Genomic DNA, 26,205 nt, shown 5'->3' with positions numbered 1-26,205 from the left:
GCCCACGCGCCCGCTACTCACCGGGCTTGATCAGATATCCCGCGCCGCGCCGGGTGTGGATCATCGGCGTGCGTCCGGCGTCGATCTTCTTGCGGAGGTAGGAGATGTAGAGCTCGACGACGTTGGCCTGGCCGCCGAAGTCGTAGTTCCAGACCCGGTCGAGGATCTGCGCCTTGCTGAGCACCCGGCGGGGATTGCGCATCAGGAAGCGCAGCAGTTCGAACTCGGTGGCCGTGACGTGGATCGCGTCCCCGCCCCGGCTCACCTCGTGGCTGTCCTCGTCCAGGACCAGGTCCCCGACGACGAGCGTGGACTCGCTCCGCCCGGCGGCGAGCGCCGAGCCCGAACGGCGGATGAGCCCGCGCAGCCGGGCCACGACCTCCTCCAGGCTGAACGGCTTGGTCACGTAGTCGTCGCCGCCCGCGGTGAGCCCGGCGATCCGGTCCTCGACGGCGTCCCGGGCGGTCAGGAAGAGGACCGGCACATCGGCGTACTCACGACGCAGCCGGCCCAGCACGGACAGCCCGTCCATGTCCGGGAGCATCACGTCCAGGACCACCGCGTCCGGGCGGAAGTCACGCGCGGCCCGGACCGCCCCGGCCCCGTCCCCGGCGCTGCGCACCTCCCACCCCTCGTACCGCAGGGCCATCGAGAGCAGCTCGGTGAGCGGAGCCTCGTCGTCCACGACCAGCACCCGTACGGGGGTACGGTCCGGCCTGAGCAGTTCGGTACGCCCCTGGGGCGAGGTCGTCGTCGTCATGGGCACCACTCTGTGAGACACCCGTGAGAGCAGCCTGACCCGTTTCTGTGAATAGCCTGAGAAAGCGGTCCGCCCAGGGATCGTCCGGGGACCGTCAGGCCCGGCTTCCGTCCGGGACCGTCACGCCCGGGTTCCGTTCAGGAATCGTCAGCCCGGGTTCCGTCCGGGAACCGTCAACCCCGGGTGGGGAACAACGCCTCCGCGTTCCCGTGGCAGACCGCCCGCAACCACGCGTCACCCAGCCCGAGCCGCTCCAGAGCCTCCAGCTGATGAACGTACGGGTAAGGGATGTTCGGGAAGTCGGTCCCCAGCAGGATCCGGTCCCCGAGGTCGGCGAGCCGCCCCCGTTCCGCCGCCGGGAAGGGGCTGAGCCCCTCGCTGAAGTCGGTGAACGCCATCGTCGTGTCGAGCCGGACCTCCGGATACGCCTCCGCCAGCGCCAGGAACTCCGCGTACTCCGGCATCCCCATGTGCGCCACCACCAGCCGCAGCCGGGGATGACGCGCCAGCAGCCGCCCGACCGGCTCGGGCCCGGTGAACCTGCCCGGCGCGGGCCCCGACCCGCAGTGCATCACCACCGGGACCCCGGCCTCCGCGAGCAACCCCCAGACGGGCTCCAGGAGCGGGTCGTTGGCGTCGTACGCGCCCACCTGGAGGTGTGACTTGAAGACCCGCGCCCCGCCCTCGACGGCCTCCTTCACGTACGCCTCGACGCCCTCCTCCGGGAAGAGGGTCGCGGTGTGCAGGCAGTCGGGCGTCCGGGCGGCGAAGCCGGCGGCCCAGCCGTTCAGCCAGCGGGCCATCCCGGGCTTGTGCGGGTAGAGCATGGCGGTGAAGCGCAGCACCCCGAACGACCGGAGCACGGCGAGGCGCTTCTCCTCCTCGTACCGGTAGGTGATCGGCCACTCCAGACCGGTGAGCGGCCCGGCGGCGTCGAAGTAGGCCCACACCTTGCGCAGGACCTGCTCGGGCATGAAGTGGGTGTGCACGTCGATGATCCCGGGCAGCCCGAGCCGCTCCCAGAACCGCACCACGTCATCGCTCTGAGGCCCCACGGACGCTCTCCCTCGGTCGACGGTCAGAACAACCCACCTTGCACACCGCCGCCGCCGATGTCGATGTCGATGAGGGGGACACGTACACCGCCCTCCTCGGCCCCGGGTACGGCCACGAGATCCCACCCCGTGATCAGCCGCGTGTCCAGCACGACCACGCCCACGCCGTCCACCGCGAGATGCAGATCGGGCCCGGCCGCCGCGACGAGCCGCCCCGCGACGACGCCCCCGTCGACCAGCTCCCGCACCGACCGGACAGGAGCGGGCGACCGGTCGATCCCGAAGATCCCCGCCTGGTCGACGACTTCGAGGGGCAGCCGCTCCAACGACTCGGGCCAGCCGCGCCCTTCGAGCTCCGCCGCCCTCCCGTACAGCTCCGCCACCTCGGCGGCCCGCTCCCCGGGCCCCGGCAGCCGGCCGCGCTCGGCCCGCTTCCTGGCGTACGGGATCCGGTCGGGCACACCGAGGGCCGCCCGCAGCACCTCCTCGGTCCGCCGGGCCGCCATCAGGGGCCCGCGCCCCAGCCAGCCGAAGACCACGGCCCCCTGCTCCCGCAGCCGGGCCGCCCCGCGCTCCTCCCCGGTGATCCCGACCTTGACCAGGCCGGGCCCGAACCACGCGAGGTACACGCGGTACGTCCGGGGGTCGTCCGCCATCGTGTCGGCGGCCACCGAGTGCGCCCGGTCCAGCCGCGCGCACTCGGCGCACCGCCCGCCGGTACCGCGCCCCGGCACCACGGCGCCCAGCGGGCACACGTTCCCCCGGGCCCCCACGCAGTGCCGCTCCCCGAGCGCCCGGAACCCGAGGCCGGACCCGTACGCGAGCACGCTCACCCGCCGGTCACCGCCCCGGCTCCACCCCAGCTCGGGCACGTCCCCGGGCCACCGCACCCCGGCGCACCACCACCCACCGGCCACCCCGGACCCCGCTCTTCTCCACCAGCACCAGATCACCGGCCGACCCGGTCCGGCGATGCTAACGGGCGGGCCGGCGGGCACCGCGAAGAGCTGCTCCGGCCGCACCGCCAGGGTTCCCGTTAGGATCCTGACCATGGCGCTGACGGGGAACCAGATGGACGTGTTCGAAGCCTCCATGCCCCGGCTGAAGGCCATCGCCTACCGTCTCCTCGGCTCCGCGAGCGATGCGGAGGACGCCGTGCAGGACACGTTCCTGCGCTGGCAGGCCGCCGACATCGAGCGCATCGAGGTCCCCGAGGCCTGGCTGACGAAGGTCCTCACCAACCTCTGTCTCAACCAGCTCACCTCGGCGCGCGCCCGGCGCGAGACCTATGTGGGCCAGTGGCTGCCCGAACCGCTGCTCGCCGGGGACCCGATGCTCGGCCCCGCCGACACCGTCGAACAGCGCGAATCGGTCTCGTACGCGGTCCTCACCCTCATGGAGCGCCTGTCCCCCAACGAGCGGGCGGTGTACGTGCTGCGGGAGGCGTTCGGCTATCCGCACCGCAGGATCGCGGAGATCCTCGACATCACCGAGGCGGCCGGCCAGCAGATCTTCCACCGCGCCAAGAAGCACATCGCGAGCGGCAGGGCCCGTGCCGAGGTCGACGAGGCGGCCACCCGGCGGATCGTCGAGGAGTTCCTCACGGCCGCCACCAGCGGCCGGACCGAACCGCTCGTCCGGCTGCTCACCGCGGACGCCGTCGCGATCGGCGACGGCGGCGGAAAGGTGCCGGCCCGCGCGAAGGCGTTCGAAGGCGCTCTCGCCGTCGCGAAGTTCATGCGGGGTCTGTTCACCCCCGGCAAGGCCAAGCGGGCCATCGCCGGCGGCTCCGCCGCGATCCACATCACGTCCGTCAACGGCCACCCCGCCATCGTCGCGGTCGTCGACGGGCGCCTCATCGGCATCACCTGCCTGGAGATCACCGCGGACGGCATCGCCGCGCTCCGCAGCCAGGTCAACCCCGACAAGCTGGAACACGCGAATCGGCGCTGGGCGGCCACGGACCACGGAGAACCCCTGTTCCACGCCTTCTGACCTCCGGTGACGCGCGTCACATCGCCCACCTGTCAGGAAACGACGGGCTGCCCGGTTCAAGTGGCGTCAGGGGACGTCAAGGGGCGTCAAGGGACGTCAAAGGGCGAACCCGCGTGAGACAGGAGCCAGGACATGCAGCAGCACCGCATCATCGTCATCGGAGCCGGTTACACCGGAGCGAGTGCCGCCGGACGCCTCGCCAGGCGGCTGCGGACCGAGGACGTCTCCATCACCCTCGTCAACGCCGAACCGGACTTCGTCGAGCGCGTCCGGACACACCAGCTGGCGGCGGGCCAGGACCTCCGCCCCCGGCCCCTCCGCGAGATGTTCGCCGGCACGGGCGTCCGGCTGAGGCTCGCGAAGGTCACCGGGATCGACGTCGACCGCAGGACGGTGTCCGTCACCGACCCGACCGGAGCCGGGAAGCCCGAGGCGTTGGCATACGACACCCTCGTGTACGCCCTCGGCAGCACGTGGGACACCCACACCGTCCCCGGCGCCGCCGAGCACGCCCACGACATCGCCGGCCGCCCCGGAGCCCTGCGTCTGCGCGACCGCCTGGCCGCCCTCGGCCCCGGCGAACCCGTGGTCGTCGTCGGCGGCGGCCTCACCGGTGTGGAGGCCGCGACGGAGATCGCCGAGACCCGCCCGGACCTCGACGTGTCCCTGGTCGCCCGGGGCGCACTGGGCGACTGGCTCTCCCCCAAGGGCGCCCGGCACCTGCGGAAGGTCTTCACCGGCCTGAAGATCACCGCACACGAACACACCGTCGCCACCGCCGTGCAGCCCGGCCGTGTCACCACCGCCGACGGCGGCATCCCGGCCGCGGCCACCGTATGGACGACCGGCTTCGCGGTCCATCCCATCGCACGGGCCACCGCCCTGGAGACCGCCGACAACGGCCAGATCGTGGTCGACAACACCATGCGCTCGACCTCGCACCCGGACGTGTACGCCATCGGCGACGCGGCCCTGGCAGCGGGCCCCGGCGACAAGCCGCTGCGCATGTCGTGCGCCTCGGGCGTCCCCACCGCCTGGCAGGCCGCCGACTCCATCGCGGCCCGCCTGACCGGCGGAAAGCTCCCGGCCATCCCGCTGCGCTACTTCAACCAGTGCGTCTCCCTCGGCCGCAAGGAGGGCCTGATCCAGTACGTCACCGCCGACGACCGGGCCGTCAACGCAGCCCTGACCGGCCGCCTGGCCGCCTTCTACAAGGAACTGGTCTGCAAGGGCGCGGCCTGGGGCGTCGCGAACCCGACCCTGGGCCTGCCGACCCGCCGCCGGGTCGTGCAGGAGCCGGCGGGAGCGATGGCAGCCGCTACAGCCGCTTGAGGTTCCGGTCGAGGATCACCCTGAGGCGCTCCACATCCTCAGGGCCCTCGGCGCCCCGCTTGGGCAACACCGCGACCCCGGCCGAGCGCTCACCACCGAACAGGACGAAGAGGCGGGCGGTCTCCAGATACTCCCGGTGCACCGCCCACTCGACAGTGAAGGACACCCGCTCGCCGGTACTGACCGCGCCGCGCTCATCGGCCACCATGCGGCACTGCCCGTACGGCTCCACGACGCTGAACACCCTGCGGGCCTGGGTGCGCAGCGCCCGCAGGGTGCCCCAGGACACGATGGCCGCGCAGAGCACCAGCGCGACGCTCAGCACAGGTGCCGACATACCGACGACCACACCGAAAACAGCCAGAGCACCGACCGACGCCACCGGCCCCGTCATCGCCTGCAGCCGCCCTGCCCATGTCCGCAACGCACGCGCACGAAGCGCCTCTTCGAAATCCTCGACCGCCGGCCGGAAGACGAACACCGCATCCGCTCCCGTGCCGGTATCCGTGTCGGATGCGAACGCGTCCCCGCCCCTGGTTCCCATGGGCGGGGATCCTAAGCGAGGGAACGCCGGGCGGCTCGTTCCCGGTGCCCGGACGCGGGTGCTCCCCCGTCTCATCCCACTCAGCCCGGCCGCTGGCTGTGCCGCGCCAGTGCTGTGACCGGGATGGTTCACCGTGGTCGGGAGACGGCTCACGGGACGAGCGCGGTCCGCGAGGCGACTGGTATTACTGGTGCATGCAGGAAGAGCAGGAAGAGACCGCGCGGTCCGCGATCGACACGTTCATCTCCGCGTTCAACGCCTCGGACGACAGCTATGTGACTGCGCTGCTCTCCCAGGCCCTCACCTCGGACGTGGTCTTCTGGGGACCGTTGGGCCGCAGTGAGGGGATCGAGACGGTCGAGCGGTTCGTGCTGGACATCCGGCGCCACCCTGCGGGGACCGGCACGATGGTGCGCTGTTCGGCGGTGGACATGCCGGACGAGTGGGCCCGGTACCAGTGGGTCTTCACGACGCCGGATGGAGGCCCCCGCCTGGCGGGAACGGACGTCGTCCATCTGCGGCGGAGCCTCATCGACCAGGTCATCGTCTTCGCGGGGGAGATCGAGCCGTCCGCCTCCTGAGTCATTCTTCTCTGGCGCCGTCCTTCTCCTGAACCGGCCCCGTTCGGGGCTCCGGGTCTGCCCGGCCGAGATCATCTTCACAATGCTTCGGTCGTCCGCGCTTGGCCACGAGCAGACCGAATGATGCGCTGTGGCTGTGTAAGTTCGCGGTTGGTCAGGCTGCGGTGTTGAGGGGGCGTCCGCCCAACGGATGCCCTTCTCGCTTCGGATGCGGGCGCGTTCCTTGCGTTCGGCGGCCAGGACGTCGCGGTGGCGGGCGTTGGCGTTGCGCCAGCGTAGACAGGCGTGCAGGGCTCGTGTCTGCACGGTGTGGTTGGGGTGGTTGGAATTGGCGATGGTGAACTGCCTCAGCGGTCCGAAGTGGGCCTCGATGGGGTTGGCCCAAGAGGCGTAGGTCGGGGTGAAACACAGCTCGACCTTGTGCTTTGTAGCCCAGCGGCGGATGTCGGTGCCTTTGCGGGCGGACAGGTTGTCCAGGATCACGTAGATGGGAGCGCCGTCGGGCCGGGCGGCGCGGAGCGACTTGAGCGCGGCCAGCGTGTTCGCGGCACCTTTCTTGCGGCGGTTGACGCCCCACAACGTGTCGTCGCCGACCGAGTAGCAGCCGTGGAAGTACCGGACTCCATGGGTGCGGTGGTAGGTGGCCGGCACCCGGTCGGAGTGTTTCCGTTCGGCCCAGCCCGAGCCTGCGGTGGGCCGGATCCCGCAGCGAGGTGCCGTAGCTGCCGTCGTCAACGAGCGGCGCGAGGTGCTGATGATGTGGCGACATCGCTTCATCACGAACGCCTGGGCGTGGGAGCTGCCCATGGGGCTGGTCGAGGAGGGCGAGAGCCCGGCGGAAGCGGCGGCCCGGGAGGTGCTTGAGGAGACCGGCTGGCGGCCCGGCCCGATCAAGCCCCTGATCTACGCCGAGCCGGCCAACGGCATCACCGACTCTCAGCACCACGCCTTCCGGGCTGACGGGGCGACCTACGAAGGCCCCGCCGACCGAGAAGAACGAATCGGACCGGATCGAGTGGGTTCCATTGGCCAATGTGCGGGACATGATCGACCGGCGCGAGATCGTCAGCAGCGGCTCCCTCGTCGGGATGCTCTACGTGCTCATGGACGAGGCGATCCGCTGACGACATAAAGCAGTGCTGGCCTTGCTCACAGGTTCCGAGCAAGCTTCCGGCCGTCATGCGCGCGCACCCGGGGCGCGCCGTCCAGCAGGGCGTCAGTGACCCGGACCGCGTAGACCTCGGCCATGCGGCTGGTCACCTCGTCGGGGGCCAGCCACTCGACCGCCGCGGATTCGTCGGACAGCTGCTCGTGGCCACCTTCGACACGGCAGCGGAAGACCAGGGCGACGATGCCACGGGAGGTGTTCTTGTAGACCCCGGTCAGCCGGTCGACCTGGACCTTGATACCGGTTTCCTCGAAGACCTCGCGTCGGACGCCATCCTCGGGGGCCTCGGCTAGTTCGAGCACGCCTCCAGGCGGCTCCCAGGTCCCGTTGTCGGCCCGCTTGATCGTGAGCACCCGGCCGTCCTCCCGGACCACGATTCCGGCTACGGACACGGAGTGGAGCGGCGTTGACGAGGTCTCGGGGCGGATGTTACTCATGTACATGAGAATAGGAGACTCAGAAGGACTATGGCGAACAGCGACGTGACCTCTTCGGCCAAGGCAAAGTATCTCCAGATTGCCGACGACCTCGCCGCACAGATTCGGTCCGGCGTCCTGGGAGCCGGGGACGCCGTGCCGAGCGAGACGACGCTCATGGAACGCTACGGCGTCGCCTCGGGAACCGTACGCAAGGCGGTCGCGGAACTACGAGCGACTCAGCTGATCGAGACCCACCATGGGCGGGGCTCGTTCGTCCGGTCTCGGCCGCCTGTGCAGCGCAAGTCGTCCGACCGGTTCCGCCGGACACACAGGAAGGCAGGCAAGGCGGCCTACCTCGCGGAAGCGGAGCAGTCCGGCGGCAAGCCGTCGGTGACCGTCCTCTTCATCGGCCCCACCGAGGCACCTGCGGAGATCGCCGAACGGTTGGGCGTACCCGCCGGCTCCCAGGTCCTCGCCCGCAAGCGGCGCTACTTCCGGGAGGGCGTGCCAACGGAAGAGGCCACCTCGTACCTCCCGTGGGACGTCGCGAAGGACATCCCGGAGATGTTCGCCGAGAACCCGGGTGGCGGCGGGATCTACGCCCGCCTCGAAGAGCACGGCCAGATCCTCGCAGAGTTCAGCGAAACCGTCCGGGCGCGCCTCACGACCAAGGCCGAGGCCTCCGCACTCGCACTGAGCCCGGGCTCCCCCGTGATCCACCTCGTACGGAACGCGGAAACGAAGTCCGGACGCGTCGTGGAGGTGTGCGACACCATCATGGCTGCCGACCAGTTCGTCCTGGACTACCGCTTCGCAGCCGAAGACTGAGGCGACATCAGGGGCCGACAACCCGACGGCGCCGCCGTTGACTACCACTTGACTCATATACAGGAGTGAGACACCCTTTCGATTGTCACTCATGTACATGAGTGAAGGAGGTCGTCTCTTGTATATGAGGTGCTCATGCCGTCGATCAAGGTTGCTGAGGTACGGATGACGCTGCGGGTCTCGCGCGACTCGGGCCGGACATGGGGATCTCTCACGGAGGTACGCGTGGGCGACGACCCCGTGCTCGCCGACAACTCCGGCGGCTTCCCGCCCTGCGCATGTACTCGGTGCGCGGAGCGGAACTTCGCCGACTGCCTGCGGATGGTGTCGTGATGCGGTGCAAGCACTGGCACCAGGTGTCGCTGGACCTGGCGCAGGAGGCTCGGCAGAAGGCCCCGACCGGATGCGTCGACAGGGCTGCCCAGTGCCAACTGTCGGCCCATAAGGGCGACGAGCACTACGGCCTCCTGGCCGAACTCGACACGTACGGCACCGCCCTCTGGCTCCGCTGGCGCGGGGCCTACGTGGACCTGGTCGTACTGCGGGACTGCCCGGTGGTCGCCCCGGGTCCCGACGGCGACGGCTGCTGTCTGTTCGCCGGCCACACCGAGCAGCACACCTGGGAAGACGCCTCGGAGGAGGTCCTGTGCACCAGCTGATCGCGACCCCGTACAGCGGAACGTTCCTGATCGCCCGCCCCGGGTCCAAGGGCGGCATGCGCATCCCCCGGACGCTGTACGAAGAACTGGCCTCGACCGCCGAGAGCAGCAGCCCTGTGCCGGCCTGGCTCCTCGCCCACGCCCACACGGCCTGGGGCCTGGACCTGGCAGGCGCGGTGATGCGGGACTCTGTTCTCGTACGTCCCGAGACCCTCTTCGGCTACGGCCGGGCCACGTATGAGATCAACAAGGGCTGCAACTTCAACTGCGAGCACTGCTACCTCGCGGAGCGGAAGTTCGAGGGGCTTCCCTGGCCGGACAAGGTTCGGCTCCTGCACCTGCTGCGGGATGCCGGGGTGCTGTGGCTCCAGTTCACCGGTGGCGAGCCGCTGATCGACCGGGACTTCGTGGACGCGTACGCGATCGCCCACCGCTCCGGGATGCTGATCGAGATCCTGACCAACGGCTCCCGGCTCCACCGTCCCGAGATCATCGGCCTCCTGCGCGACCTGCCGCCGCACAAGGTGACCGTCTCCCTCTACGGGGCGACCCCGGCCGGCTTCGACTCGCTCACCCGCAGGCCGGGGGCGTTCAAGCTGGTCGAGAAGGGGCTCGTCGCGGCGCGTGAGGCCGGCATCGCGCTGGAACTGGCGCTGATCATCACCCGGCACAACGCCCACGAGCTGGACGCCATGCGCGCCCTCGCCGAGCGGTACGGAACGGGGCCGCCAGGAGTACGGCACGATCTCCCCCACGTACACCGGCACGCCCGAACCGCTGGCCGCGCAGGCCCCCGGCTTCCTGGACAAGGCCAGCGTCTTCAAGGGCTGCCCCGCCGGCCACACCTTCTTCCACGTCGACCCGCACGGCCTGGCGACCATGTGCAAGGTCGGCCGCGAGAACCCCGTCGACCTCATGACCGAGGGCCTGGCCGGACTCCTCCGCCTGCCCGGCATCGCCGATGCCCAGATGCTTCGCACCGGTGGCTGCGGCGGCTGTCAGCTCTCCGGCACCTGCCGGGTCTGCCGACCGCTCGCCAAGGCCTACCAGGAGGCGAAGGCACCACTGAACACTTACTGCCAACACGGAGAAGAGGAAACGCAATGACCGCTGTCATGGTGGAGATCGGCCCCCGACCGCCGGCCCCGCAGGAGCCCGGGGGAGTGATCCTCCTGGACGACCTGGAGGTACTGGCCGAAGGTGCCGTCCCGGGCTGCAACGACGACAACCCGTACCGGTAGACAACCCGGCCGCACATAACCGCGGGGGCTCCGGGACGTTCTTCCGTCCGAAGCCCCCGCACCACTGCACACCCGTACCCGCACCCGCCTCCGTGGAGGAGCGAAGCCCTATGGCGACCATCCGCATCGTCCTCGACCGACTGCCGCCCGCCGCCCGCGCCGCCGTCGAAGAGCACACCGGCCCCCTCCTGACAGTCGATGAGTCCGCCGAGGGTTTCAACAGCGAGATCGCGGCCCGCGTCACCTCCGCCACGGGCACCTGGCACATCAAGGGCCTGCGCACCGACCACCCCCGCGCCTGGACCCAGCGCCGGGAGGCCGCCGTCGCTCCCTTCCTCACCGGTCTGGCCCCCGCCCTCCGCTGGCGAGTCGAGACCGCAGGATGGGACCTCCTCGGCTTCGAAGCTCTCGACGGCCACCACGCCGACTACGCCCCCGGCTCCCCCGACCTCCCCGAAGTCGCCGCCCTCCTGCGCCGCCTCAGCGAGACACCCTGCCCCGGTATCGAGCTACGTCACGCCGAGCAGCGCCTGGAGCACTACGCCACCCACCCCGACGACCTCCGCTTCTTCGCCGGGACCCACCACCTCCACACCGACCTGAACAACGCCAACGTCCTCGTCGACGATCACACGCATCGGGGCGATCGGGCCCGCCTGGTCGACTGGGCCTGGGCGACCCGCGGAGCAGCCTGGCTCGACGCCGGCTACTGGGTCATCTGGCTCATCGCCGCCGGCCACACCCCCGCCTCCGCCGAACGCTGGGCCGACGAAATCCCCGCCTGGCACACCGCGCCTCCGGAAGGCATCACCGCCTTCGCCGCCGCCAACGCCAACGTCTGGTCCGAGATCAGCGACGCCGACCCCGACCCCTGGACCCGGAGCTTGGCAACGGCAGCCACCGCCTGGCACGAGCACCGCAGAGCTGGCTGAACGGCAATCCGCGCTGGTCGCTGCGGGCTGGCGTGTGCCCCGGTTCCTGCGTGCAGTCCAAGCCGGAAGGAAATGTCGGCGTTCTTCGTGCACTTAGGTGCTGGGTACCCGCCGAGGGTGACAGCGACGGGGCGACGATGACGACGGAGCGGCCGGTGTCCATGCAACCGTCTGATCAGCCCGGAGCGATCCTTCGAAGCGGTTGCCGTCAGCTATGCCGGACAGACAAAGCAAGAGGCCCCCAGGATTTCTCCTGGGGGCCTCTCATCTACTGTGCACTCGGCAGGATTCGAACCTGCAACCTTCTGATCCGTAGTCAGATGCTCTATCCGTTAAGCTACGAGTGCTTGGCGTTCCGGGCTTTTTCTTCCCGGTCGGCCTTGCGAGAACAACATTACATGACCTGCGCCGTGACGCGAAATCCATTAGCCGCACCATCGCTGAGCTGCGGAAACAGCCTCCCGTGGCCCTTCTCGGCCACCCTCCCGGACCGGCCCCGGCGCACCCTTCGCGCCCTCGCGCGTCCCGGAACGACCGAAGCCCCGTGCCAGGGGCACGGGGCTTCGGTACGGAGCGGAGGCGGAGGGATTTGAACCCTCGATGGGCTTTAAGACCCAAACCGCATTAGCAGTGCGGCGCCATAGACCGGACTAGGCGACGCCTCCAGCACACCTCGCGCGGACGCGAGTGGTTGCGTGCAGATGATGACACAGATGAGCGTCGTGCCACCAATCGCCGCCAACGTTACTAGGCCCCCGGGGGCCAGGGCAAAGCAGTTCGGCGTGGTGGCGCAACGTCCGGGCATGGTGCGCGTTAGAGAGGGGTGGGGACCGCGTCCCTGTCAGTCGTCGTCGCCAGTCAGCCGTCGTTGTCAGTCGTTGTCGCCAGTCAGCCGTCGTCGTCAGTCAGCCGTCCGTCAGCCGTCGTGCCGGGGCGGGCCCGTCTTCGTCCGTGGCCGCCGTGGCCGGTCGTGCCGCAGAGATCCTGGAGCTTCCGCATGCTGCGCCGTCTCGCCCTCACCGCCGTCGTCTCGCTCGCCGCGCTCGCCACCGCCGTGCCGGCGTCCACCGCCACCTCCGCCGCCCCCGGCCCCGGGTCCTCCGGTCCGGTGCCCGCTGCCCAGCCCACCGCCGGGCCGTTCGCCGCCGCCCGGCCCGCCCTCGGGCCGCTCCCCCCGCTGGTCCCGCCGCTGCCCGGGTTCCTGGACGGCGGGCAGGACACGGGCACCGGTGCGGCGGACGACGTACGGACCCGGCTCACCGTGAGCGTGGAGAACACCGGGGTCGCGGGGGCCGACGGCACGTTCGCGCTGGAGTGCGGGCCCACCGGGGGCAGCCACCCGCAGGGGCAGGCCGCCTGTGACCGGCTCGCGGAGGCCGGCGCCACCCGGTCCGGGCGCCAGGAGCTGTTCCGGCCGACCCCCGAGGGCACGATGTGCACGATGATCCACGGCGGCGACGCCACCGCGCGCATCGTGGGCACCTGGGAGGGCCGGGCCGTGGACACCACCGCGAGCCGCCGCGACGGATGCGAGATCGCACGCTGGAACAGCCTCGTGCCGGTACTCCCGGACGTTCGATAGTCCGTCGGCTGCTCGACAGACCGTCGGCCACGGTGCGAAGGCGTGCGCCCCTCCCGTACGTATCGTCGTACCGCGGTTCGCCCTCCCGCTACGTACCGCAGGCCGCTCCGAGGACCCCTGCGGGCCCCGGCTGCATGCTCCGAGAGGCATGGCCGCGCCACGCGTCCGCGCACGTCACAGGGTGCGCGGACGCTCACGCCATGGGCGCGCGGCGTACACCGCGCACACAGAACCTCGGTGAGAGCTCCCCCTCATCCGCCGCCCCCGGGGCCTCCCCTGCCCTTAGACTCCTCCAGTGACAGTCTGCGGCCCGAGGGGCAAGATGGGGCCCGCTGTCGGCAAGGTGCGGTAATCAGGGAGGAAGCGTCGTCGTGAGCAGCAGGCCATCCCGAGGCACTGCTCGCCTCGCAGCCATACTCGATGCCCTTCCTGACGGGCTGCTGCTCGTCAATTGCAACGGCACGGTCGTCAACGCCAACGCCATCGCCCTCGAAATGTTCGAGACCCCGGGCACCGCGCTCGTCGGTCGCGGACTGCTCGATCTGCTGCCGGAGTTCGACTCCAAGCTGATCCCGGGTTCGATGCGCCGGCCAGAGGCTGCGGACGAGCAGGGCAGGACCAAGCCGACGCGGATGACCGCGCGGCGTACCGACGGCTACGAGTACCCCGTCGAGGTCACCAGCGCGAGCCTCGACAGCGGGCAGGCCGCGTACAGCGACATCCACTCCAGCTACACCGGTGACGAGCTGCTCATGCTCGTCGTGCGGGACCTCTCCGGCACCGTCGACACCGAAGCGGAGCTGGCCCGTTCGCAGCGTCAGACCGAGATGATCCTGCGGGCCGCGTCCGAGGGCGTCGTCGGCACGGACACCGACGGGCGTGTCGTCCTCGTCAACCCCGCCGCCGCACAGATCCTCGGCTTCCGGGCCAGCGACCTCGGCGGCCAGGAGCTGCATCCGCTGATCCTGCACTCGCGGGTGGAGGGCGAGCCGTTCCCGTACGAGGACTCCCCGCTCGCCGACACCCTCAAGTCGGGGCGCAAGCACCGGGTGCGCGGGCAGGTGCTGTGGTCCAAGAGCGGCGCGCAGGTGCCGGTGGATCTGACGACCGCGCCGGTACGGGACGGGGACCAGCTCGTCGGCGCGGTGATGACGTTCACCGACCGCCGGCCGTACGAGGAGCTGTCGGCGCAGCACACGAGCGTCGTCACCGAGCTGACCACGAGCCACTCCGCCGAGGTCACCGCGCTCAAGGAGGCGCACGCCGCCGAACTGGAGGCGCTGAAGGAGGCCCACGCCGCCGAGCTCGCCGACCGGACCGAGCGGTACGCCGCCGAGGTCGAGGGGCAGGCCGAGCGGCTCGCGTCCCTGGGCGCCCAGCACTCCCAGCTCACCGCCGTCCTCGGCGGTTCGCTGCGCGGGCCCCTGGAGGAGCTGCGCGGCGAGCTGTCCACCCTCGCCGCCGACCCGGCCGGTCAGCTGTGGCCGGAGGCCAACCAGATCCTGCACCATCTCGCCGCCGGGTACGCCCGGATGACCACACTCGTCGACAACGTACTGGGGTATCAGCGCCTGGACGCGGGGGCGGAGGGGCTGCGGAAGGCCCCGGCGATGGTGGACGGGATCGTCACGGGCGGGATCGACGGGGCGGTCGAGCTGATCGGCCCCGGGCGCGCCCAGTTCGCGGTGCACGCCCCGCCGATCGAGGCCGAGGTCGACGCGCGTCAGCTCGCGACCGCCATCGCCCACCTCGTCGCGGACGTCTGCGGTGTCGATTCGACCGGAAAGACCCGGGCCGGGGCCGGGGCCGGGGGCGGCTATGTCGACTCCACCGTGGTCGTGGCCGCAGCTCAGCGCGGTGACGTCGTACGGATCGAGGTGCGCGGGCCGTTCGCCGGGGGCGACCCGGTCCACGAGCCGATCGTGCGCGGCATCGTCCGGGCGCACGGCGGGGTCCTCCAGACGCACGAGATGCCGGGGATGGGCGGCAGCGCGTACGTGCTCGACCTGCCCATCGGCGCCGCGTCCGGCACGGTCGCGCCCCCGGAGGCGAACGGGGCGGACGGGAACGCCCTGCTGCCGGAGCCCGCTCCCGCTGCGTCCCCGACCTCCGCGTCGTCCGCGTCGTCCTCGTCGCCCGAAGGTCTTGGAACGCCGGGCGTCACCAGTGGCGGTCGGCGCCGGGCGCGCAGGTCCTCCACCGACGCGTTCCTGGACAGCCCCGGTGGTACGCCTGGTACTCCTGGTGCGCCGGAGAGCACGGGTGGCGGCGAGGCCGGTGCCGAGGCTCCCGTTCCCGTTCCCGACGACCGTCCGGCTGCCGAGCCGACCGGGCGGCGGCGGGCGCGCCGTGGACCGGCCGCGCCCGAGGAGCAGCAGGCCCCCGAGCTGATCCCCGCCCAGCAGGGCGAGGGTTCCGGGCGTCGGCGCGGCCGGCCCAGCCCGGCCGAGGCGGCCCCGGGCGCGATTCCGGTGAGCGCCGGGACCGCCGGGACCGCCGGGGCCGCCGTACAGGAGCAGCCTCAGCCACCGCAGCGGCAGGCACTGGCCCTGACCTCCGCCCCGTCCTCGGCTCCCTCCCCGGCGCCCTCCGAGGGGTCGGTCGTCACCGCGGCCGAGAACGCCCAGGGCGGGGGTCGTCCGCAGCTCGGGCAGACCGTGCCGCCCCAGGGTGTCCCGGTGGACCCGCAGCAGCCCGTACCGCCCTCCGGACGGCGGGCCCGTCGGGACGGCGAGAATCTGGCCCTCCCCGCCCTCGCGTCCGGAAGCGGAGGAAACGGCGGCACCGGCGGCACCGGCGGCCACCCGAGTCCGGAGCCGTCCCAGCAGGCCGGAAGCCAGCAGCCGGGGAGCCGGCAGACCGGGGGCCGGCGGGCCCGGCGCGCGCTGGCCGCAGCCCAGGAGCGCACCGCCGCCGAGGCCGGTCCCCGGACCGCCTTCGCCCTGCCTCCGGCCGACGCGGACCGGGCGCCGATCGCCCCCGACGCCCCGGCGGGCCCCGGCGACGGGGCGAGCGCGCACCACGCGCGTACCGCACCGGAGGCCGGTCACACCCCTTCTCAGGCGCACCCCGTCGCCCCGGTGCACACCGGCCAGCAGGCGGACGGAACCTCCGGGCAGGGCCGCCCGGCCGCGCCCGGCCCGCACCAGCTCCCCGGCCCGCACGACGGTGGCGTACCGCAGGGTCCGGGTGGGGCACCGGACCACGCGCCGTGGGGCGACACCGGGCAGCCCGCTCACGCCGACACCGGGCCCACCGCCCACACCACCGGCGTCGTGGCCGTCCCCGGTCCGGCGGCGCACCCGGCCGACGGTGACGCGGGCGTCCCGGCCCCGGACCCTCGGCGGCAGCCGCTGCCCGCCGAGGAACCGATGCCGGACGGCGGCAACCCCGACTCGACACAGGGGAGGGCCTTCAGCGTGCGAACGCTGGGCCAGGGCGTGCCGTTCGCCCAGCACCTCGCCCACCAGCAGAACCAGCCGAACCAACAGAGCCAGCCGAACCAGAGCCTCGGCGGGGCCGGTCGGCGGCGCAAGCTCGCCGCCCCGCCGGAGGGCGACCGCGCCCCGGCCCGGACCGCCGCCGGCCAGCAGGCCCCGGCCCGGCAGGACCGGCCGGACACTCCCGAGCCGGCACCCGCTTCCGTGCCCGGATCTCAGCAGAACCAGCCCCCGCCCCAGGGCCCGGCGCAGGAGACCGGGCCGCCGGGGCAGCCGGCACAGGGCGGGCCCGGCGCCGCCTACGGCGAGGGGCAGCTGCTCGCGCCGCCCGTCGCGGAGGGGCGCGCGTACGCCATAGGGGCGCCCGACGAGGGGGCCGAGGGGCCCGAGCCGCTGGACGGGCCCGGGGGCGCGGTCGAGGTCGCCAACCGGCCGCACCCGCACCCGGTCGACGACGAGCTGCCGCCCGAGCCGCTGGACAACCCGCGTCGGCTGCTGGTCTGGCCCGCGCCCGATGTGCCGACCCAGCAGGCGCTCAGCGACCGGGGCTACCGTCCGGTGATCGTGAACTCCCGTGAGGAGGTCGACGCCCAGATCGCCGCGTTCCCCGCCGCGCTCTTCGTCGACCCGCTGACCGGTCCCATCACCCGTACCGCGTTGCAGTCGCTGCGCCAGGCGGCCGTCGCGGCCGAGGTCCCGGTGCTGGTCACCGCCGGCCTGGGGCAGGCGACCCGGGAAGCGGCGTACGGAGCCGACCCGGCCGTCCTGCTCAAGGCGCTGGCCCCGCGCGACAGCGAACAGCATCCCTCGCGGGTACTCCTGATCGAGGAGCACGAGGAGATCGCGGTGGCGCTGACGCAGACCCTGGAGCGGCGCGGAATGCAGGTGGCGCGCGCCGCGACGGACAGCGAGGCCGTCGACCTGGCGGGCCGGATGCGGCCGAACCTCGTGGTGATGGACCTGATGCAGGTACGTCGCCGGCGCGCCGGGATCATCGACTGGCTGCGGGCCAACGGGCAGCTGAACCGCACCCCGCTGGTCGTCTACACGTCGGCCGGGATGGACCATGCGGAGCTGCCTCGGCTCGGATCGGGCGAAACCGTTCTCTTCCTGGCGGAACGGTCGACCAGCGACGAGGTCCAGTCGCGGATCGTCGACCTGCTGGCGAAGATCGGCACCAACTGACCGGCATCCGAAGGATGCACAACGCCGGAATGCGGAACAGGGCGGGTGCGGTACGGAGTTCCGTACCGCACCCGCCCTGTTTCACGTGAAACATCCGGCCCGAAGGGTCGAAGCTGAGCCAGAGCAGGGCCAGAGCTGGGTCAGAGCTGGGTGACGTCCAGCTCGCCTTCCGCGTACTGCCTGCGGATCACCTTCTTGTCGAACTTGCCGACACTCGTCTTCGGCACGGCGTCGATCACCGACCAGCGCTCCGGCAGCTGCCACTTGGCGATGCCCGACTCGGCGAGGAACGCCTTCAGCGCCTCGTAGTCGGTTCCGGCGGCGCCCTCCTTGAGAACGACGGTCGCGAGCGGCCGCTCGCCCCACTTCTCGTCCGGCACGGCGACGACGGCCGCCTCCGCGACATCCGGGTGGGCCATCAGCGCGTTCTCCAGCTCGACGCTGGAGATCCACTCACCGCCCGACTTGATGACGTCCTTGGCCCGGTCGGTGAGGGTGAGGTAGCCGTCGGTGCTGATCACGCCGACGTCGCCGGTCTTCAGCCAGCCGTCCTCGCTGAACTTGTCCTCGGGACGCAGGTGCTCGCCGTCGGCCCCGCCGTAGTAGGCGGCGGCGATCCAGGGGCCCCGGACCTCCAGCTCACCGGCCGACTCGCCGTCCCACGGAAGGTGTTCGCCACCGGGGCCGACCAGCCGCGCCTCGACTCCGGCGGGGAACCGGCCCTGGGTGACCCGGTACGGCCACTGCTCCTCGTCGCTCAGCCCGGCGGGCGGGTGGGCCATGGTGCCCAGCGGCGAGGTCTCCGTCATGCCCCAGGCGTGGCAGAGCCGGACGCCGAGCTTGTCGTACGCCTCCATCAGCGAGGGCGGACAGGCCGCGCCGCCGATGGTCACGTTGGCCATGGAGGTGAGGTCGCGGGGGTTGGCGGTGACCTCGGCGAGGAGGCCCTGCCAGATGGTGGGGACCGCGGCCGCGTGCGTCGGGCGCTCGCGCTCGATCATGTCGGCGAGCGGGGCGGGCTGCAGGAAGCGGTCCGGCATGAGCATGTTGACGCCGCTCATGAACGTGGCATGCGGCAGACCCCAGGCGTTCACATGGAACTGGGGGACGACGACGAGGGTGGTGTCCTTGTCGGTCAGCCCCATCGACTCGGTCATGTTGACCTGCATCGAGTGCAGGTAGATCGAGCGGTGCGAGTAGACGACGCCCTTGGGGTCGCCCGTGGTGCCGGAGGTGTAGCACATGGCCGCGGCCTGGCGTTCGTCCAGCTCCGGCCAGTCGTACGTGGTGGGGCGGCCCGCGATCAGTTCCTCGTACTCGTGCACGCGCGGCGCGACGCCGGCGAGGCCCGAACGGTCCCCGGGGCCGGACACGACGACGTGCTCGATGCCCGGCAGGTGGGGCAGCAGCGGCACGAGGAGCGGCAGCAGCGAGCCGTTGACGATCACCACCTTGTCGTCCGCGTGGTTGACGATCCAGGCGAGCTGCTCGGGCGGCAGCCGGAGGTTGAGGGTGTGGAGCACGGCCCCCATGGAGGGAATCGCGAGGTATGCCTCGACATGCGCCGAGTTGTTCCACATGAGCGTGGCCACCCGCTGATCGCTTTCGACGCCCAGCTCGTCGCGCAGCGCGTTGGCCAGCCGGGTGGCGCGTGCTCCGATCTCGGCGAAGGTGACACGATGCGGCTCGGGTTCGCCGGTCCAGGTCGTGACCTGCGACTTCCCATGGATCGTCATCCCGTGGTGCAGGATGCGGGTGACAGTCAGCGGTACGTCCTGCATGGTGCTCAGCACGGCGTCCTCCCGGTAGGCGCTACGCGGCAGTAAGGTTCCGCTGATTCTGCGCGCATACCACGTGGTATGTCACTACTCGCGGGAAAATTCCTGCCAGGAGCCATGCCCGGGGCCGTGTGGACAGCCCCGTGTCGGGGGCCTTGCGCGGCCTTGCGGGGGCCTTGCGGGGGCCTTGCGGGGGGGCCTTGCGGGGGCCTTGCCTGTAGGGGCCCTGTAGGGGCTTCGGGTGTGGGGGCGCGTGCCGGGTCGTCCGGATCAGCGGACCGGCGTCAGCTCCGGGTCCTCGCGGAGCTTGCCGAGGGCACGGGAGACGGCGCTCTTGACCGTACCGATCGACACCCCGAGGACCTCCGCCGTCTGGGCCTCGCTCAGGTCCTCGTAGTAGCGCAGGACGACCATCGCGCGCTGGCGGTCCGGGAGCTTGAGCACCGCTCGCCACATCGCGTCGTGCAGCGACTGCTGCTCGGCCGGGTCCGGCGCCGGGAGGGTCTCCCGCTCGGGCAGCTCCTCGCAGGCGAACTCGTCGACCTTGCGCTTGCGCCACTGCGAGGTGCGGGTGTTCATCAGCGCGCGGCGCACATAACCGTCCAGCGCCCGGTGGTCCTCGATCCGCTCCCACGCGACGTACGTCTTGGCGAGCGCGGTCTGCAGCAGGTCCTCCGCGTCGCATGGGTTCGCGGTGAGCGAGCGGGCGGTACGCAGCAGGACAGGTCCACGGGCCCGTACGTACGAGGAGAACGACGCGTAGGGCGCGTGGGGGTGGCCGGCGGCGGTGGCAGAGGCCGCCCTGGAGGCGCCCGTGCAGACTGGCGTGGTCATGTACTCAACGCTAGGAGCGAGCAGCGCCGAGGGGATCGCCCCCAGGTCCCGAAGCACCGTCCGCCTCAGGTTGTAGGGCTCGAGCGCCGCGCACCTCCTGAAGGTGGACGGCCCTCGGCGCGGCCGTCAGGGTCCAGCCCCGAGAGCCCCCCGGACGCCCCCGGGGCCGGGCGCCGCCGTTCAGCCGTCCGTGCCGAGGACCAGGCCCGACGTCGGGACGCCCGTACCGGCCGTGACCAGCGACCTCGCCGCCCCCGCCACCTGGTTCACCGAGGTGCCCCGGATCTGCCGGACGGCCTCCGCGATGCCGTTCATCCCATGGAGGTACGCCTCCCCCAGCTGACCCCCATGGGTGTTCAGGGGCAGGGCGTCCGCCGCGACGAAGTCCCCGGCCTCGCCGGGACCGCAGAAACCGAACTCCTCCAGCTGCATCAGGACGAACGGGGTGAAGTGGTCGTAGAGGATGCCCACGTCGATGTCGGCCGGGGTCAGCCCGGAGCTGCGCCAGAGCTGCCGGGCGACCACGGCGGTCTCCGGCAGACCCGTCAGCCCGTCCCGGTAGAAGCTCGTCATCTGCTCCTGCGACCGGCCCGCGCCCTGCGCAGCCGCGACGACGACGGCGGGCGGCCGGGGCAGGTCGCGGGCGCGCTCCAGGCCGGTGACGACGAGGGCCTGGCCGCCGTCCGTCTCCTGGCAGCAGTCGAGCAGCCGCAACGGTTCGACGATCCAGCGGGAGGCGGCGTGGTCGGCGAGCGTGATCGGCTTCCCGTGGAAGTACGCCGCCGGGTTCCGCGCCGCGTGCCGCCGGTCGACCACCGCCACATGCCCGAAGACCTCCGGGTCGAGGCCGTAGGTGTGCAGATAGCGCTGGGCCGCCATCGCCACCCAGGAGGCCGGGGTGAGCAGCCCGTACGGCAGGTTCCAGCCGAGCGCCGTGCCCTCGGCGGTGGGCTCGCGCCGCTGGACGCCGGAGCCGAAGCGGCGGCCGGAACGCTCGTTGAAGGCCCGGTAGCAGACGACGACGTCCGCGACGCCGCTCGCCACCGCGAGGGCGGCCTGCTGCACGGTGGCGCAGGCCGCGCCGCCGCCGTAGTGGATCCGGGAGAAGAACGACAGCTCGCCGATCCCGGCGGCCTGGGCGACGGTGATCTCGGGGCTGGTGTCCATGGTGAAGGTGACGAGCCCGTCCACGTCGGCGGGGGTGAGGCCCGCGTCGTCGAGTGCGGCGCGGACGGCCTCGACGGCCAGCTTCAGTTCGCTGCGGCCGGAGTCCTTGGAGAACTCGGTGGCCCCGATGCCGACGATCGCCGCCTTCCCGCCGAGCGAGTCGGCCCTGCGGATGCTCATGTTCCGCTTATGCCTTTCCGCGGGAGGGTGACGGTGACCGTGCCGGTGACGTGGCGGCCGATGCCGTTGTCGCCGGTGACCTCGACCGTTGCCCGTACGGGATAAGCGATGGGATCCCCGGCGGAATCGGCGGCGGGATCCCCGGCCGGATCACCGGCAGGATCACCGGTGGGATCCGCAGCCGGGTCCTCGGCGGGTACCGCAGCGGGGTCCTCGGCGGCGAGTGCGGTGATGCGGCCGGTCAACCGCATGACGTCCCCCGGGTGGTTGGGGGCGCCGAGGCGGATCGCGACCTTGCGGAGGACGGCGGTGGGGCCGAAGTGATCGGTGATGTAGCGGCCCACGAGCCCGTTGGTGGTGAGGATGTTCATGAAGATGTCGGGGGAGCCCTTCTCCCGGGCCAGTTCCGCGTCGTGGTGCACGTCCTGGTAGTCGCGGGAGGCGATGGCCCCGGCGACGATCAGGGTCCGGGTCAGCGGGATCTCCAGGGGCGGCAGCTCGTCGCCGACCCGGTGGGCCGTGCCGCGCTCGCCCCTCATGCCGCCCCCTCGCTCTCGGATCGCGCGAGCAGCCGGCCCAGCTCCTCCAGGACTTCGCTGCCGCAGCCGAGGTACGCGTCGAGCTGGCGACCCCAGAGGAAGTGCCGGTGGACCGGGTGGTCGAGGTCGGCTCCGGTGCCGCCGTGCAGGTGCTGGCCCGTGTGGACGACCCGCTTGCCCGCCTCCGATGCCCACCAGGCGGCGGTCAGCGCCTGTGCCCCGTAGTCCAGTTGCCGGTCCCGCCGCCAGGCCGCCTCGTACGCGGTGACCCGGATCGACTCGGTGTCCATATGGGCGTCGGCGGCGCGGAGCAGGACGCCCTGGTTGGTGGAGAGCGGGCGCCCGAACTGCTCACGGGTGACGGTGTGGTGGACCGCGCGGGCGAGCGAGCCGGCGCACACCCCGGCCTGAAGGCCCGCGAAAGCGGTACGGGCCAGGGCGAGGACCGCCGCGTACGGCCCCGGCCCGTCACCGAGGCGCTCCCCGCGTACGCCGTCGAGGACGAGCCGCCCCGCCGACCAGGGCGCGGTCGTCTCGACCGGCACCACGGCGACGCCCGGCGCGCCCGCCCCGACGATCCACAGGACCCGGTCGGCATCCGCGACCAGCACCTGGGTGGCGTCGCGCAGCCAGGGCACCCAGGGCATGTCCCCGTACAGCGCACCGCCCGACGCGTGTACGCCGCCCCGCGCCGGGAACGCGCCCGTCGCCACCGCCGTACCGTCGCGCAGGCCGGGGAGCAGGCGCTCGCGCTGCTCGGCCGTGCCGTGCTCGGCGACGGCGAGCAGCCCGTACGCACAGGTCGCCGCCAACGGGACCTGGGCGGTGGTGCGACCCTGTTCCTCCAGGAGCAGGACGAGGCCGAGCAGCCCGATGTCCTCGACCGCGCCGGGCAGTCCCGCCGCGCACAGCTCCTTCCACAGCTCCGCGTCCGTGCCCGTACCGGCCGCCGCCAGCCGCTCGTGCGTGGACAGGTCACCGAAGATCCGCGCGGCCAGGCCCTGTGCTGCGGACTGCTCCTCGCTCGGGGTGAAGTCCATCTCAACCGCCTTCGCTCGCCCGGAAGACCGGCAGTTCCAGGTCGGGGTCCGTACGGAGGAACTCCAGGTGTACGGGCATGCCGACGCGGACCTTGTCGTACGGCACACCGATGACGTTGCTGACGATGCGGACGCCTTCGGCCAGCTCGATCAGCGCGACGGCATACGGTCCGCCCTCGCCGGAGGGGCTGAAGGCGGGGAACGGCGGGTGGTGCATCACGACATGGCTGAAGACCCTGCCTTCCCCGCTCGCCTCGACCGTGTCCCAGTCCGGGCCGCCGCAGGCGTTGCAGCCGGGCAGCCAGGGCAGGCGCAGGACCGAGCAGTCCACGCAGCGCTGGATCAGCAGCCGGTGTCCGGCGACGCCGGCCCAGAACCCGGCGTTGTCCCGGTTGATCACGGGCCGGGGACGCGGGGGCGGTTCCTGCGCTGCCGCCTGGTTCCGTCGTACGGGGCGGTACTTGAGGATGCGGAAGCGGTGCGTCCCGGCCGGTTCGCCGTCGGCGTGCACGTCTGTGCGGGTCGTGACGAAGTAGCCGGTGCCGAGCTTGGTCGTCTTGCGCGGGGAGACGGACTCGATGACCGTGTCGAAGGTGATCCGGTCGCCGGGGCACAGCGGTCGCAGGTACTCCTGCTCGCAGTCGGTCGCGACGACGGAGGTGTAGCCGCCGCCGTCGAGCAGCGCGAACATTTCGTCGTACGCCGCCGAGCGGGCCGTACTGTCCGGGCTGTCCGGGCTGTCCGGGCTGTCCGGGCTGTCCGGGCTGTCGGTACCGTCCGGGCCGCCCGGCGGGGCGTCCGGGCCGCGCGGGGTGCGCGGGGTGTGGGGGCCACCCTCACCGTCCGTACCGCTATTGAGGTCCGTACCGCCCTCACCGTCCGTGTGCCCGGAGAGCCCGCCCATCGTCCATGCCTGGAGCATCGTCGGCGGGGCGACGGCGTCCGGGCCCCGGTAGGCCGCCGAGGTGTCGCCCATCGCCTCGCACCAGTGCCGGATCATCGGCGCGTTGACCGGGTCCTTGCCCCGGCCCCCGGTCGCGGCAGCGCGGCCTTCATAGGCGCTGAGCCGCTCGTACAGCTGATCCGGGACGTCATGCCCTTCGGGATCCCGCCCTTCGGGGCCCCGCCCGCTCATCGCTTGCCCCGGGTCATCCCGAGCCGGGCCGTCGCGACGATCTCGCGCTGCACCTCGCCGACGCCGCCCCCGAAGGTGTTGATCTGCGCGGCACGGTTCATCCGCTCCAGCTCGCCGCCGGGCCCGAAGCAGCCGGAAGAACCGGCCCGGAGCAGAGCGGCGTCCCCGACGGCCTCCTGGCACATCCGGTAGACCTCGACCGCGCTCTCGGTGCCCGCGAACTTCACACCGCTGGCCTCTCCGGGGGCCGGTGCACCGGCGCCGACGGCGTCGACCAGCCGCCAGTTCAGCAGGCGCGTCGCGGCGAGCCGGGCGTACGCCTCCGCGAGCCGGGCGCGCACCCACGGCTCGTCGATCCGGCGGCGCCCGGTCAGGGCATCGGGGGTACGGGCGTGGGCGAGCGCCTCCTCGTAGAAATCCTCGGCCTGCATGCCGATGGCGGCCAGGGCGACGCGTTCGTGGTTGAGCTGGCTGGTGATGAGCTTCCAGCCCTCGTGCTCGGCACCGACGAGGTTCGTGGCGGGGACGCGTACGCCGTCGTAATAGGTGGCCGTCGTGGTCAGCCCGCCCACGGTCTCGATCGGCGTCCAGGAGAAACCGGGGTCGTCGGTGGGCACCAGGATGATCGAGATGCCGCGGTGCTTGGGAGCCTCGGGATCCGTACGGCAGGCGAGCCAGATCCAGTCCGCCTGCTGGGCGTTGCTGGTGAAGATCTTCTGGCCGTCGATGACCCAGTCGTCGCCGTCCCGCACGGCACGGGTCCGCAGCGCCGCCAGGTCCGTACCGGCCTCGGGCTCGCTGTAGCCGATCGCGAAGACGAGGTCGCCGCCGAGGATGCGGGGCAGGAAGTACGCCTTCTGCTCCTCGGTCCCGTACGCCATCAGGGTCGGTCCGACGGTGTTGAGCGTGACCATGGAGACGGGGGCGCCGGCCCGGTACGCCTCGTCGAAGAAGACGAACTGCTCGTCGGGGCCCCGGCCCCGGCCGCCGTACTCCTCGGGCCAGCCGAGACCGAGCAGACCGTCGAGGCCGATCCGGCGGAGCAGCCGCCGCTGCTCGCCCGGGTCCTGCCCGGCACCCCCGCCTCCGCCCCCGCCTCCGTCCTCGCCCTTCCGGCTGTCCGCCGCATCGGACATCAGCGCACGGAAATACGAACGGAGTTCGGCACGGAGCCGCTGCTGGCGTTCCGTCGGAGCGAGATGCACGGGAGTGGCCTCCAGAGCTGCGGAATCAGAACGCCGGAGCGCTCCCGACGGCCTCCCGGTCTCCCGGCCTTCCGACCCTTCGGCCTTCCGACGACCGGCGGTTGTCCGCGCCACGCTCCAACATTTCTGACTGTCCGTCAGATATGGCCGCCTGTCAAGACGGAGGCAGCCCGCACGAGGACACCGAAGTGCCGTCGCGCGGGCTACCGTCCGGCCCGCCGGAACCCACCCCCCGGGAGGTCCCGACGACCGCGTCACCTGGGTAGGGTCACCAGAAGAAGGGCGTGAAGTTCACCGCGACGCTGTGGTCCGACTGGTCGATCGGCACGAAGGCCGAGTTGCTCACCTGGGCGGACGTGTTCTGGTTCGACGCGCCCGCGCCGACGGCCTGCTGCTGGGTCGTGGACGAGTTTCCGGAGTTGCTGCCGGCGACACCGCTGCCGCCGACCGTCGCCACCGCCGCGTTCGATCCGTCGTTCGCGAAGGAGCCGTTGTCCGCCATGGCGACCCCGCCGCAGAGCGCGATGGTCAGGGGCAGAGCGGCGAAAGCGGCGAGGGCACGAGCGGTACGGATACTTGCCATGTCATTTCCTCCAGGAAACGGAA

General features: G+C 71.8%; 22 protein-coding genes, 2 tRNA genes and 2 pseudogenes. 10 read left to right on the top strand and 16 right to left on the bottom strand.

What is annotated here, in order from left to right; genetic code table 11:
* Positions 1–13: 13 nt before the first annotated feature.
* The 3 genes from ACGF2Y_RS04160 to ACGF2Y_RS04150 all read right to left on the bottom strand — a co-directional run bounded on the left by ACGF2Y_RS04160 (position 14) and on the right by ACGF2Y_RS04150 (position 2,732).
* Entirely contained in the window at positions 14–760 is a 747-nt protein-coding gene (locus ACGF2Y_RS04160; protein ID WP_392943101.1) for a response regulator transcription factor, read from the bottom strand.
* A gap of 173 nt (positions 761–933) precedes the next feature.
* Positions 934–1,815, bottom strand: a complete 882-nt coding sequence (locus ACGF2Y_RS04155) for an amidohydrolase family protein (protein WP_392943100.1) — start codon at positions 1,813–1,815, stop codon at positions 934–936.
* Between the two features lie 23 nt (positions 1,816–1,838).
* The gene (locus ACGF2Y_RS04150; protein WP_392943297.1) at positions 1,839–2,732 is read right to left on the bottom strand and encodes a DUF2797 domain-containing protein; all 894 of its coding nucleotides are present in this window, start codon (positions 2,730–2,732) and stop codon (positions 1,839–1,841) included.
* Between the two features lie 133 nt (positions 2,733–2,865).
* Between ACGF2Y_RS04150 and ACGF2Y_RS04145 the strand changes: the two genes are divergently transcribed.
* Entirely contained in the window at positions 2,866–3,810 is a 945-nt protein-coding gene (locus ACGF2Y_RS04145; protein WP_392943098.1) for an RNA polymerase sigma-70 factor, read from the top strand.
* A gap of 132 nt (positions 3,811–3,942) precedes the next feature.
* Positions 3,943–5,142, top strand: coding sequence for an NAD(P)/FAD-dependent oxidoreductase (locus ACGF2Y_RS04140; RefSeq protein ID WP_392943097.1), 1,200 nt, complete (start codon positions 3,943–3,945; stop codon positions 5,140–5,142).
* Here the strand turns inward: ACGF2Y_RS04140 and ACGF2Y_RS04135 are convergent.
* Positions 5,129–5,479, bottom strand: coding sequence for a hypothetical protein (locus ACGF2Y_RS04135; RefSeq protein ID WP_392943095.1), 351 nt, complete (start codon positions 5,477–5,479; stop codon positions 5,129–5,131). The genes ACGF2Y_RS04140 and ACGF2Y_RS04135 overlap by 14 nt on opposite strands.
* A gap of 401 nt (positions 5,480–5,880) precedes the next feature.
* Between ACGF2Y_RS04135 and ACGF2Y_RS04130 the strand changes: the two genes are divergently transcribed.
* Entirely contained in the window at positions 5,881–6,267 is a 387-nt protein-coding gene (locus tag ACGF2Y_RS04130; RefSeq protein WP_392943094.1) for a nuclear transport factor 2 family protein, read from the top strand.
* A gap of 154 nt (positions 6,268–6,421) precedes the next feature.
* Here ACGF2Y_RS04130 and ACGF2Y_RS04125 read toward each other — a convergent pair.
* Positions 6,422–6,972 (bottom strand): annotated as a pseudogene (locus ACGF2Y_RS04125) (transposase); the annotation flags it as partial.
* Between the two features lie 10 nt (positions 6,973–6,982).
* Between ACGF2Y_RS04125 and ACGF2Y_RS04120 the strand changes: the two are divergent.
* Positions 6,983–7,391 (top strand): annotated as a pseudogene (locus ACGF2Y_RS04120) (NUDIX hydrolase); the annotation flags it as partial.
* Between the two features lie 25 nt (positions 7,392–7,416).
* Here the strand turns inward: ACGF2Y_RS04120 and ACGF2Y_RS04115 are convergent.
* Entirely contained in the window at positions 7,417–7,884 is a 468-nt protein-coding gene (locus ACGF2Y_RS04115; RefSeq protein WP_392943296.1) for an NUDIX hydrolase, read from the bottom strand.
* Between the two features lie 18 nt (positions 7,885–7,902).
* Here ACGF2Y_RS04115 and ACGF2Y_RS04110 point away from each other — a divergent pair, with 18 nt between their 5' ends.
* The 4 genes from ACGF2Y_RS04110 (at position 7,903) to ACGF2Y_RS04095 (ending at position 11,514) form a co-directional block, all read left to right on the top strand.
* Entirely contained in the window at positions 7,903–8,682 is a 780-nt protein-coding gene (locus ACGF2Y_RS04110; protein ID WP_392943093.1) for a GntR family transcriptional regulator, read from the top strand.
* 332 nt (positions 8,683–9,014) lie between these two features.
* Positions 9,015–9,341: a hypothetical protein gene (locus ACGF2Y_RS04105; protein WP_392943091.1), complete on the top strand. Its 327-nt coding sequence runs from the start codon at positions 9,015–9,017 to the stop codon at positions 9,339–9,341.
* Complete coding sequence (locus tag ACGF2Y_RS04100; RefSeq protein WP_392943090.1) at positions 9,329–10,582, top strand: radical SAM protein; 1,254 nt, start codon at positions 9,329–9,331, stop codon at positions 10,580–10,582. The genes ACGF2Y_RS04105 and ACGF2Y_RS04100 overlap by 13 nt, the downstream gene beginning before the upstream one ends.
* A 110-nt stretch (positions 10,583–10,692) precedes the next feature.
* Entirely contained in the window at positions 10,693–11,514 is an 822-nt protein-coding gene (locus ACGF2Y_RS04095) for an aminoglycoside phosphotransferase (RefSeq protein WP_392943088.1), read from the top strand.
* A 274-nt stretch (positions 11,515–11,788) separates the two neighbouring features.
* Here ACGF2Y_RS04095 and ACGF2Y_RS04090 read toward each other — a convergent pair.
* Positions 11,789–11,861: transfer RNA gene (locus ACGF2Y_RS04090), tRNA-Arg, on the bottom strand.
* 227 nt (positions 11,862–12,088) lie between these two features.
* A tRNA-Ser gene (locus ACGF2Y_RS04085) sits at positions 12,089–12,179 on the bottom strand.
* Positions 12,180–12,511: 332 nt separating this feature from the next.
* Here ACGF2Y_RS04085 and ACGF2Y_RS04080 point away from each other — a divergent pair.
* Both ACGF2Y_RS04080 and ACGF2Y_RS04075 read left to right on the top strand, forming a co-directional pair.
* Positions 12,512–13,096: an SSI family serine proteinase inhibitor gene (locus ACGF2Y_RS04080; RefSeq protein ID WP_392943086.1), complete on the top strand. Its 585-nt coding sequence runs from the start codon at positions 12,512–12,514 to the stop codon at positions 13,094–13,096.
* A 371-nt stretch (positions 13,097–13,467) separates the two neighbouring features.
* On the top strand, positions 13,468–17,721 hold the full coding sequence (locus tag ACGF2Y_RS04075) for a PAS domain-containing protein (RefSeq protein WP_392943084.1): 4,254 nt from the start codon (positions 13,468–13,470) through the stop codon (positions 17,719–17,721).
* A 140-nt stretch (positions 17,722–17,861) separates the two neighbouring features.
* Here ACGF2Y_RS04075 and ACGF2Y_RS04070 read toward each other — a convergent pair whose 3' ends face one another.
* The 8 genes from ACGF2Y_RS04070 to ACGF2Y_RS04035 all read right to left on the bottom strand — a co-directional run bounded on the left by ACGF2Y_RS04070 (position 17,862) and on the right by ACGF2Y_RS04035 (position 26,182).
* Positions 17,862–19,514, bottom strand: coding sequence for a long-chain fatty acid--CoA ligase (locus tag ACGF2Y_RS04070; protein ID WP_392943082.1), 1,653 nt, complete (start codon positions 19,512–19,514; stop codon positions 17,862–17,864).
* 255 nt (positions 19,515–19,769) lie between these two features.
* A complete protein-coding gene (locus ACGF2Y_RS04065) occupies positions 19,770–20,333 on the bottom strand; it encodes a SigE family RNA polymerase sigma factor (protein WP_392943080.1) in 564 nt (187 codons plus the stop codon).
* A gap of 180 nt (positions 20,334–20,513) precedes the next feature.
* Entirely contained in the window at positions 20,514–21,680 is a 1,167-nt protein-coding gene (locus ACGF2Y_RS04060) for a lipid-transfer protein (protein WP_392943079.1), read from the bottom strand.
* The gene (locus ACGF2Y_RS04055; RefSeq protein WP_392943077.1) at positions 21,677–22,219 is read right to left on the bottom strand and encodes an acyl dehydratase; all 543 of its coding nucleotides are present in this window, start codon (positions 22,217–22,219) and stop codon (positions 21,677–21,679) included. Before ACGF2Y_RS04055 ends, ACGF2Y_RS04060 begins: the two co-directional genes overlap by 4 nt.
* Positions 22,216–23,259 (bottom strand): acyl-CoA dehydrogenase family protein, encoded by a 1,044-nt coding sequence (locus ACGF2Y_RS04050; RefSeq protein WP_392943075.1) that lies wholly within the window; start codon positions 23,257–23,259, stop codon positions 22,216–22,218. Before ACGF2Y_RS04050 ends, ACGF2Y_RS04055 begins: the two co-directional genes overlap by 4 nt.
* A gap of 1 nt (position 23,260) precedes the next feature.
* The gene (locus tag ACGF2Y_RS04045) at positions 23,261–24,394 is read right to left on the bottom strand and encodes a bifunctional MaoC family dehydratase N-terminal/OB-fold nucleic acid binding domain-containing protein (protein ID WP_392943074.1); all 1,134 of its coding nucleotides are present in this window, start codon (positions 24,392–24,394) and stop codon (positions 23,261–23,263) included.
* A complete protein-coding gene (locus ACGF2Y_RS04040; protein WP_392943072.1) occupies positions 24,391–25,599 on the bottom strand; it encodes an acyl-CoA dehydrogenase family protein in 1,209 nt (402 codons plus the stop codon). Before ACGF2Y_RS04040 ends, ACGF2Y_RS04045 begins: the two co-directional genes overlap by 4 nt.
* 268 nt (positions 25,600–25,867) lie before the next feature.
* Entirely contained in the window at positions 25,868–26,182 is a 315-nt protein-coding gene (locus ACGF2Y_RS04035) for a hypothetical protein (protein ID WP_392943070.1), read from the bottom strand.
* Between the last annotated feature and the right edge of the window lie 23 nt (positions 26,183–26,205).

The organism is Streptomyces sp. NPDC048142 (genome assembly GCF_043202835.1).
Taxonomy (GTDB): domain Bacteria; phylum Actinomycetota; class Actinomycetes; order Streptomycetales; family Streptomycetaceae; genus Streptomyces.
Note: the sequence above shows the minus strand (reverse complement) of the source record. Positions and strands in the feature narration are given on the sequence as shown.

Bases quoted from the DNA above. Each gene is read 5' to 3' on its own strand.
- ACGF2Y_RS04160 (WP_392943101.1), bottom strand. From the start codon at position 760: ATGACGACGACGACCTCGCCCCAGGGGCGTACCGAACTGCTCAGGCCG.
- ACGF2Y_RS04145 (WP_392943098.1), top strand. From the start codon at position 2,866: ATGGCGCTGACGGGGAACCAGATGGACGTGTTCGAAGCCTCCATGCCC.
- ACGF2Y_RS04140 (WP_392943097.1), top strand. From the start codon at position 3,943: ATGCAGCAGCACCGCATCATCGTCATCGGAGCCGGTTACACCGGAGCG.
- ACGF2Y_RS04135 (WP_392943095.1), bottom strand. From the start codon at position 5,479: ATGTCGGCACCTGTGCTGAGCGTCGCGCTGGTGCTCTGCGCGGCCATC.
- ACGF2Y_RS04130 (WP_392943094.1), top strand. From the start codon at position 5,881: ATGCAGGAAGAGCAGGAAGAGACCGCGCGGTCCGCGATCGACACGTTC.
- ACGF2Y_RS04110 (WP_392943093.1), top strand. From the start codon at position 7,903: ATGGCGAACAGCGACGTGACCTCTTCGGCCAAGGCAAAGTATCTCCAG.
- ACGF2Y_RS04105 (WP_392943091.1), top strand. From the start codon at position 9,015: ATGCGGTGCAAGCACTGGCACCAGGTGTCGCTGGACCTGGCGCAGGAG.
- ACGF2Y_RS04095 (WP_392943088.1), top strand. From the start codon at position 10,693: ATGGCGACCATCCGCATCGTCCTCGACCGACTGCCGCCCGCCGCCCGC.
- ACGF2Y_RS04080 (WP_392943086.1), top strand. From the start codon at position 12,512: ATGCTGCGCCGTCTCGCCCTCACCGCCGTCGTCTCGCTCGCCGCGCTC.
- ACGF2Y_RS04065 (WP_392943080.1), bottom strand. From the start codon at position 20,333: ATGACCACGCCAGTCTGCACGGGCGCCTCCAGGGCGGCCTCTGCCACC.
- ACGF2Y_RS04060 (WP_392943079.1), bottom strand. From the start codon at position 21,680: ATGAGCATCCGCAGGGCCGACTCGCTCGGCGGGAAGGCGGCGATCGTC.
- ACGF2Y_RS04055 (WP_392943077.1), bottom strand. From the start codon at position 22,219: ATGAGGGGCGAGCGCGGCACGGCCCACCGGGTCGGCGACGAGCTGCCG.
- ACGF2Y_RS04050 (WP_392943075.1), bottom strand. From the start codon at position 23,259: ATGGACTTCACCCCGAGCGAGGAGCAGTCCGCAGCACAGGGCCTGGCC.
- ACGF2Y_RS04045 (WP_392943074.1), bottom strand. From the start codon at position 24,394: ATGAGCGGGCGGGGCCCCGAAGGGCGGGATCCCGAAGGGCATGACGTC.
- ACGF2Y_RS04035 (WP_392943070.1), bottom strand. From the start codon at position 26,182: ATGGCAAGTATCCGTACCGCTCGTGCCCTCGCCGCTTTCGCCGCTCTG.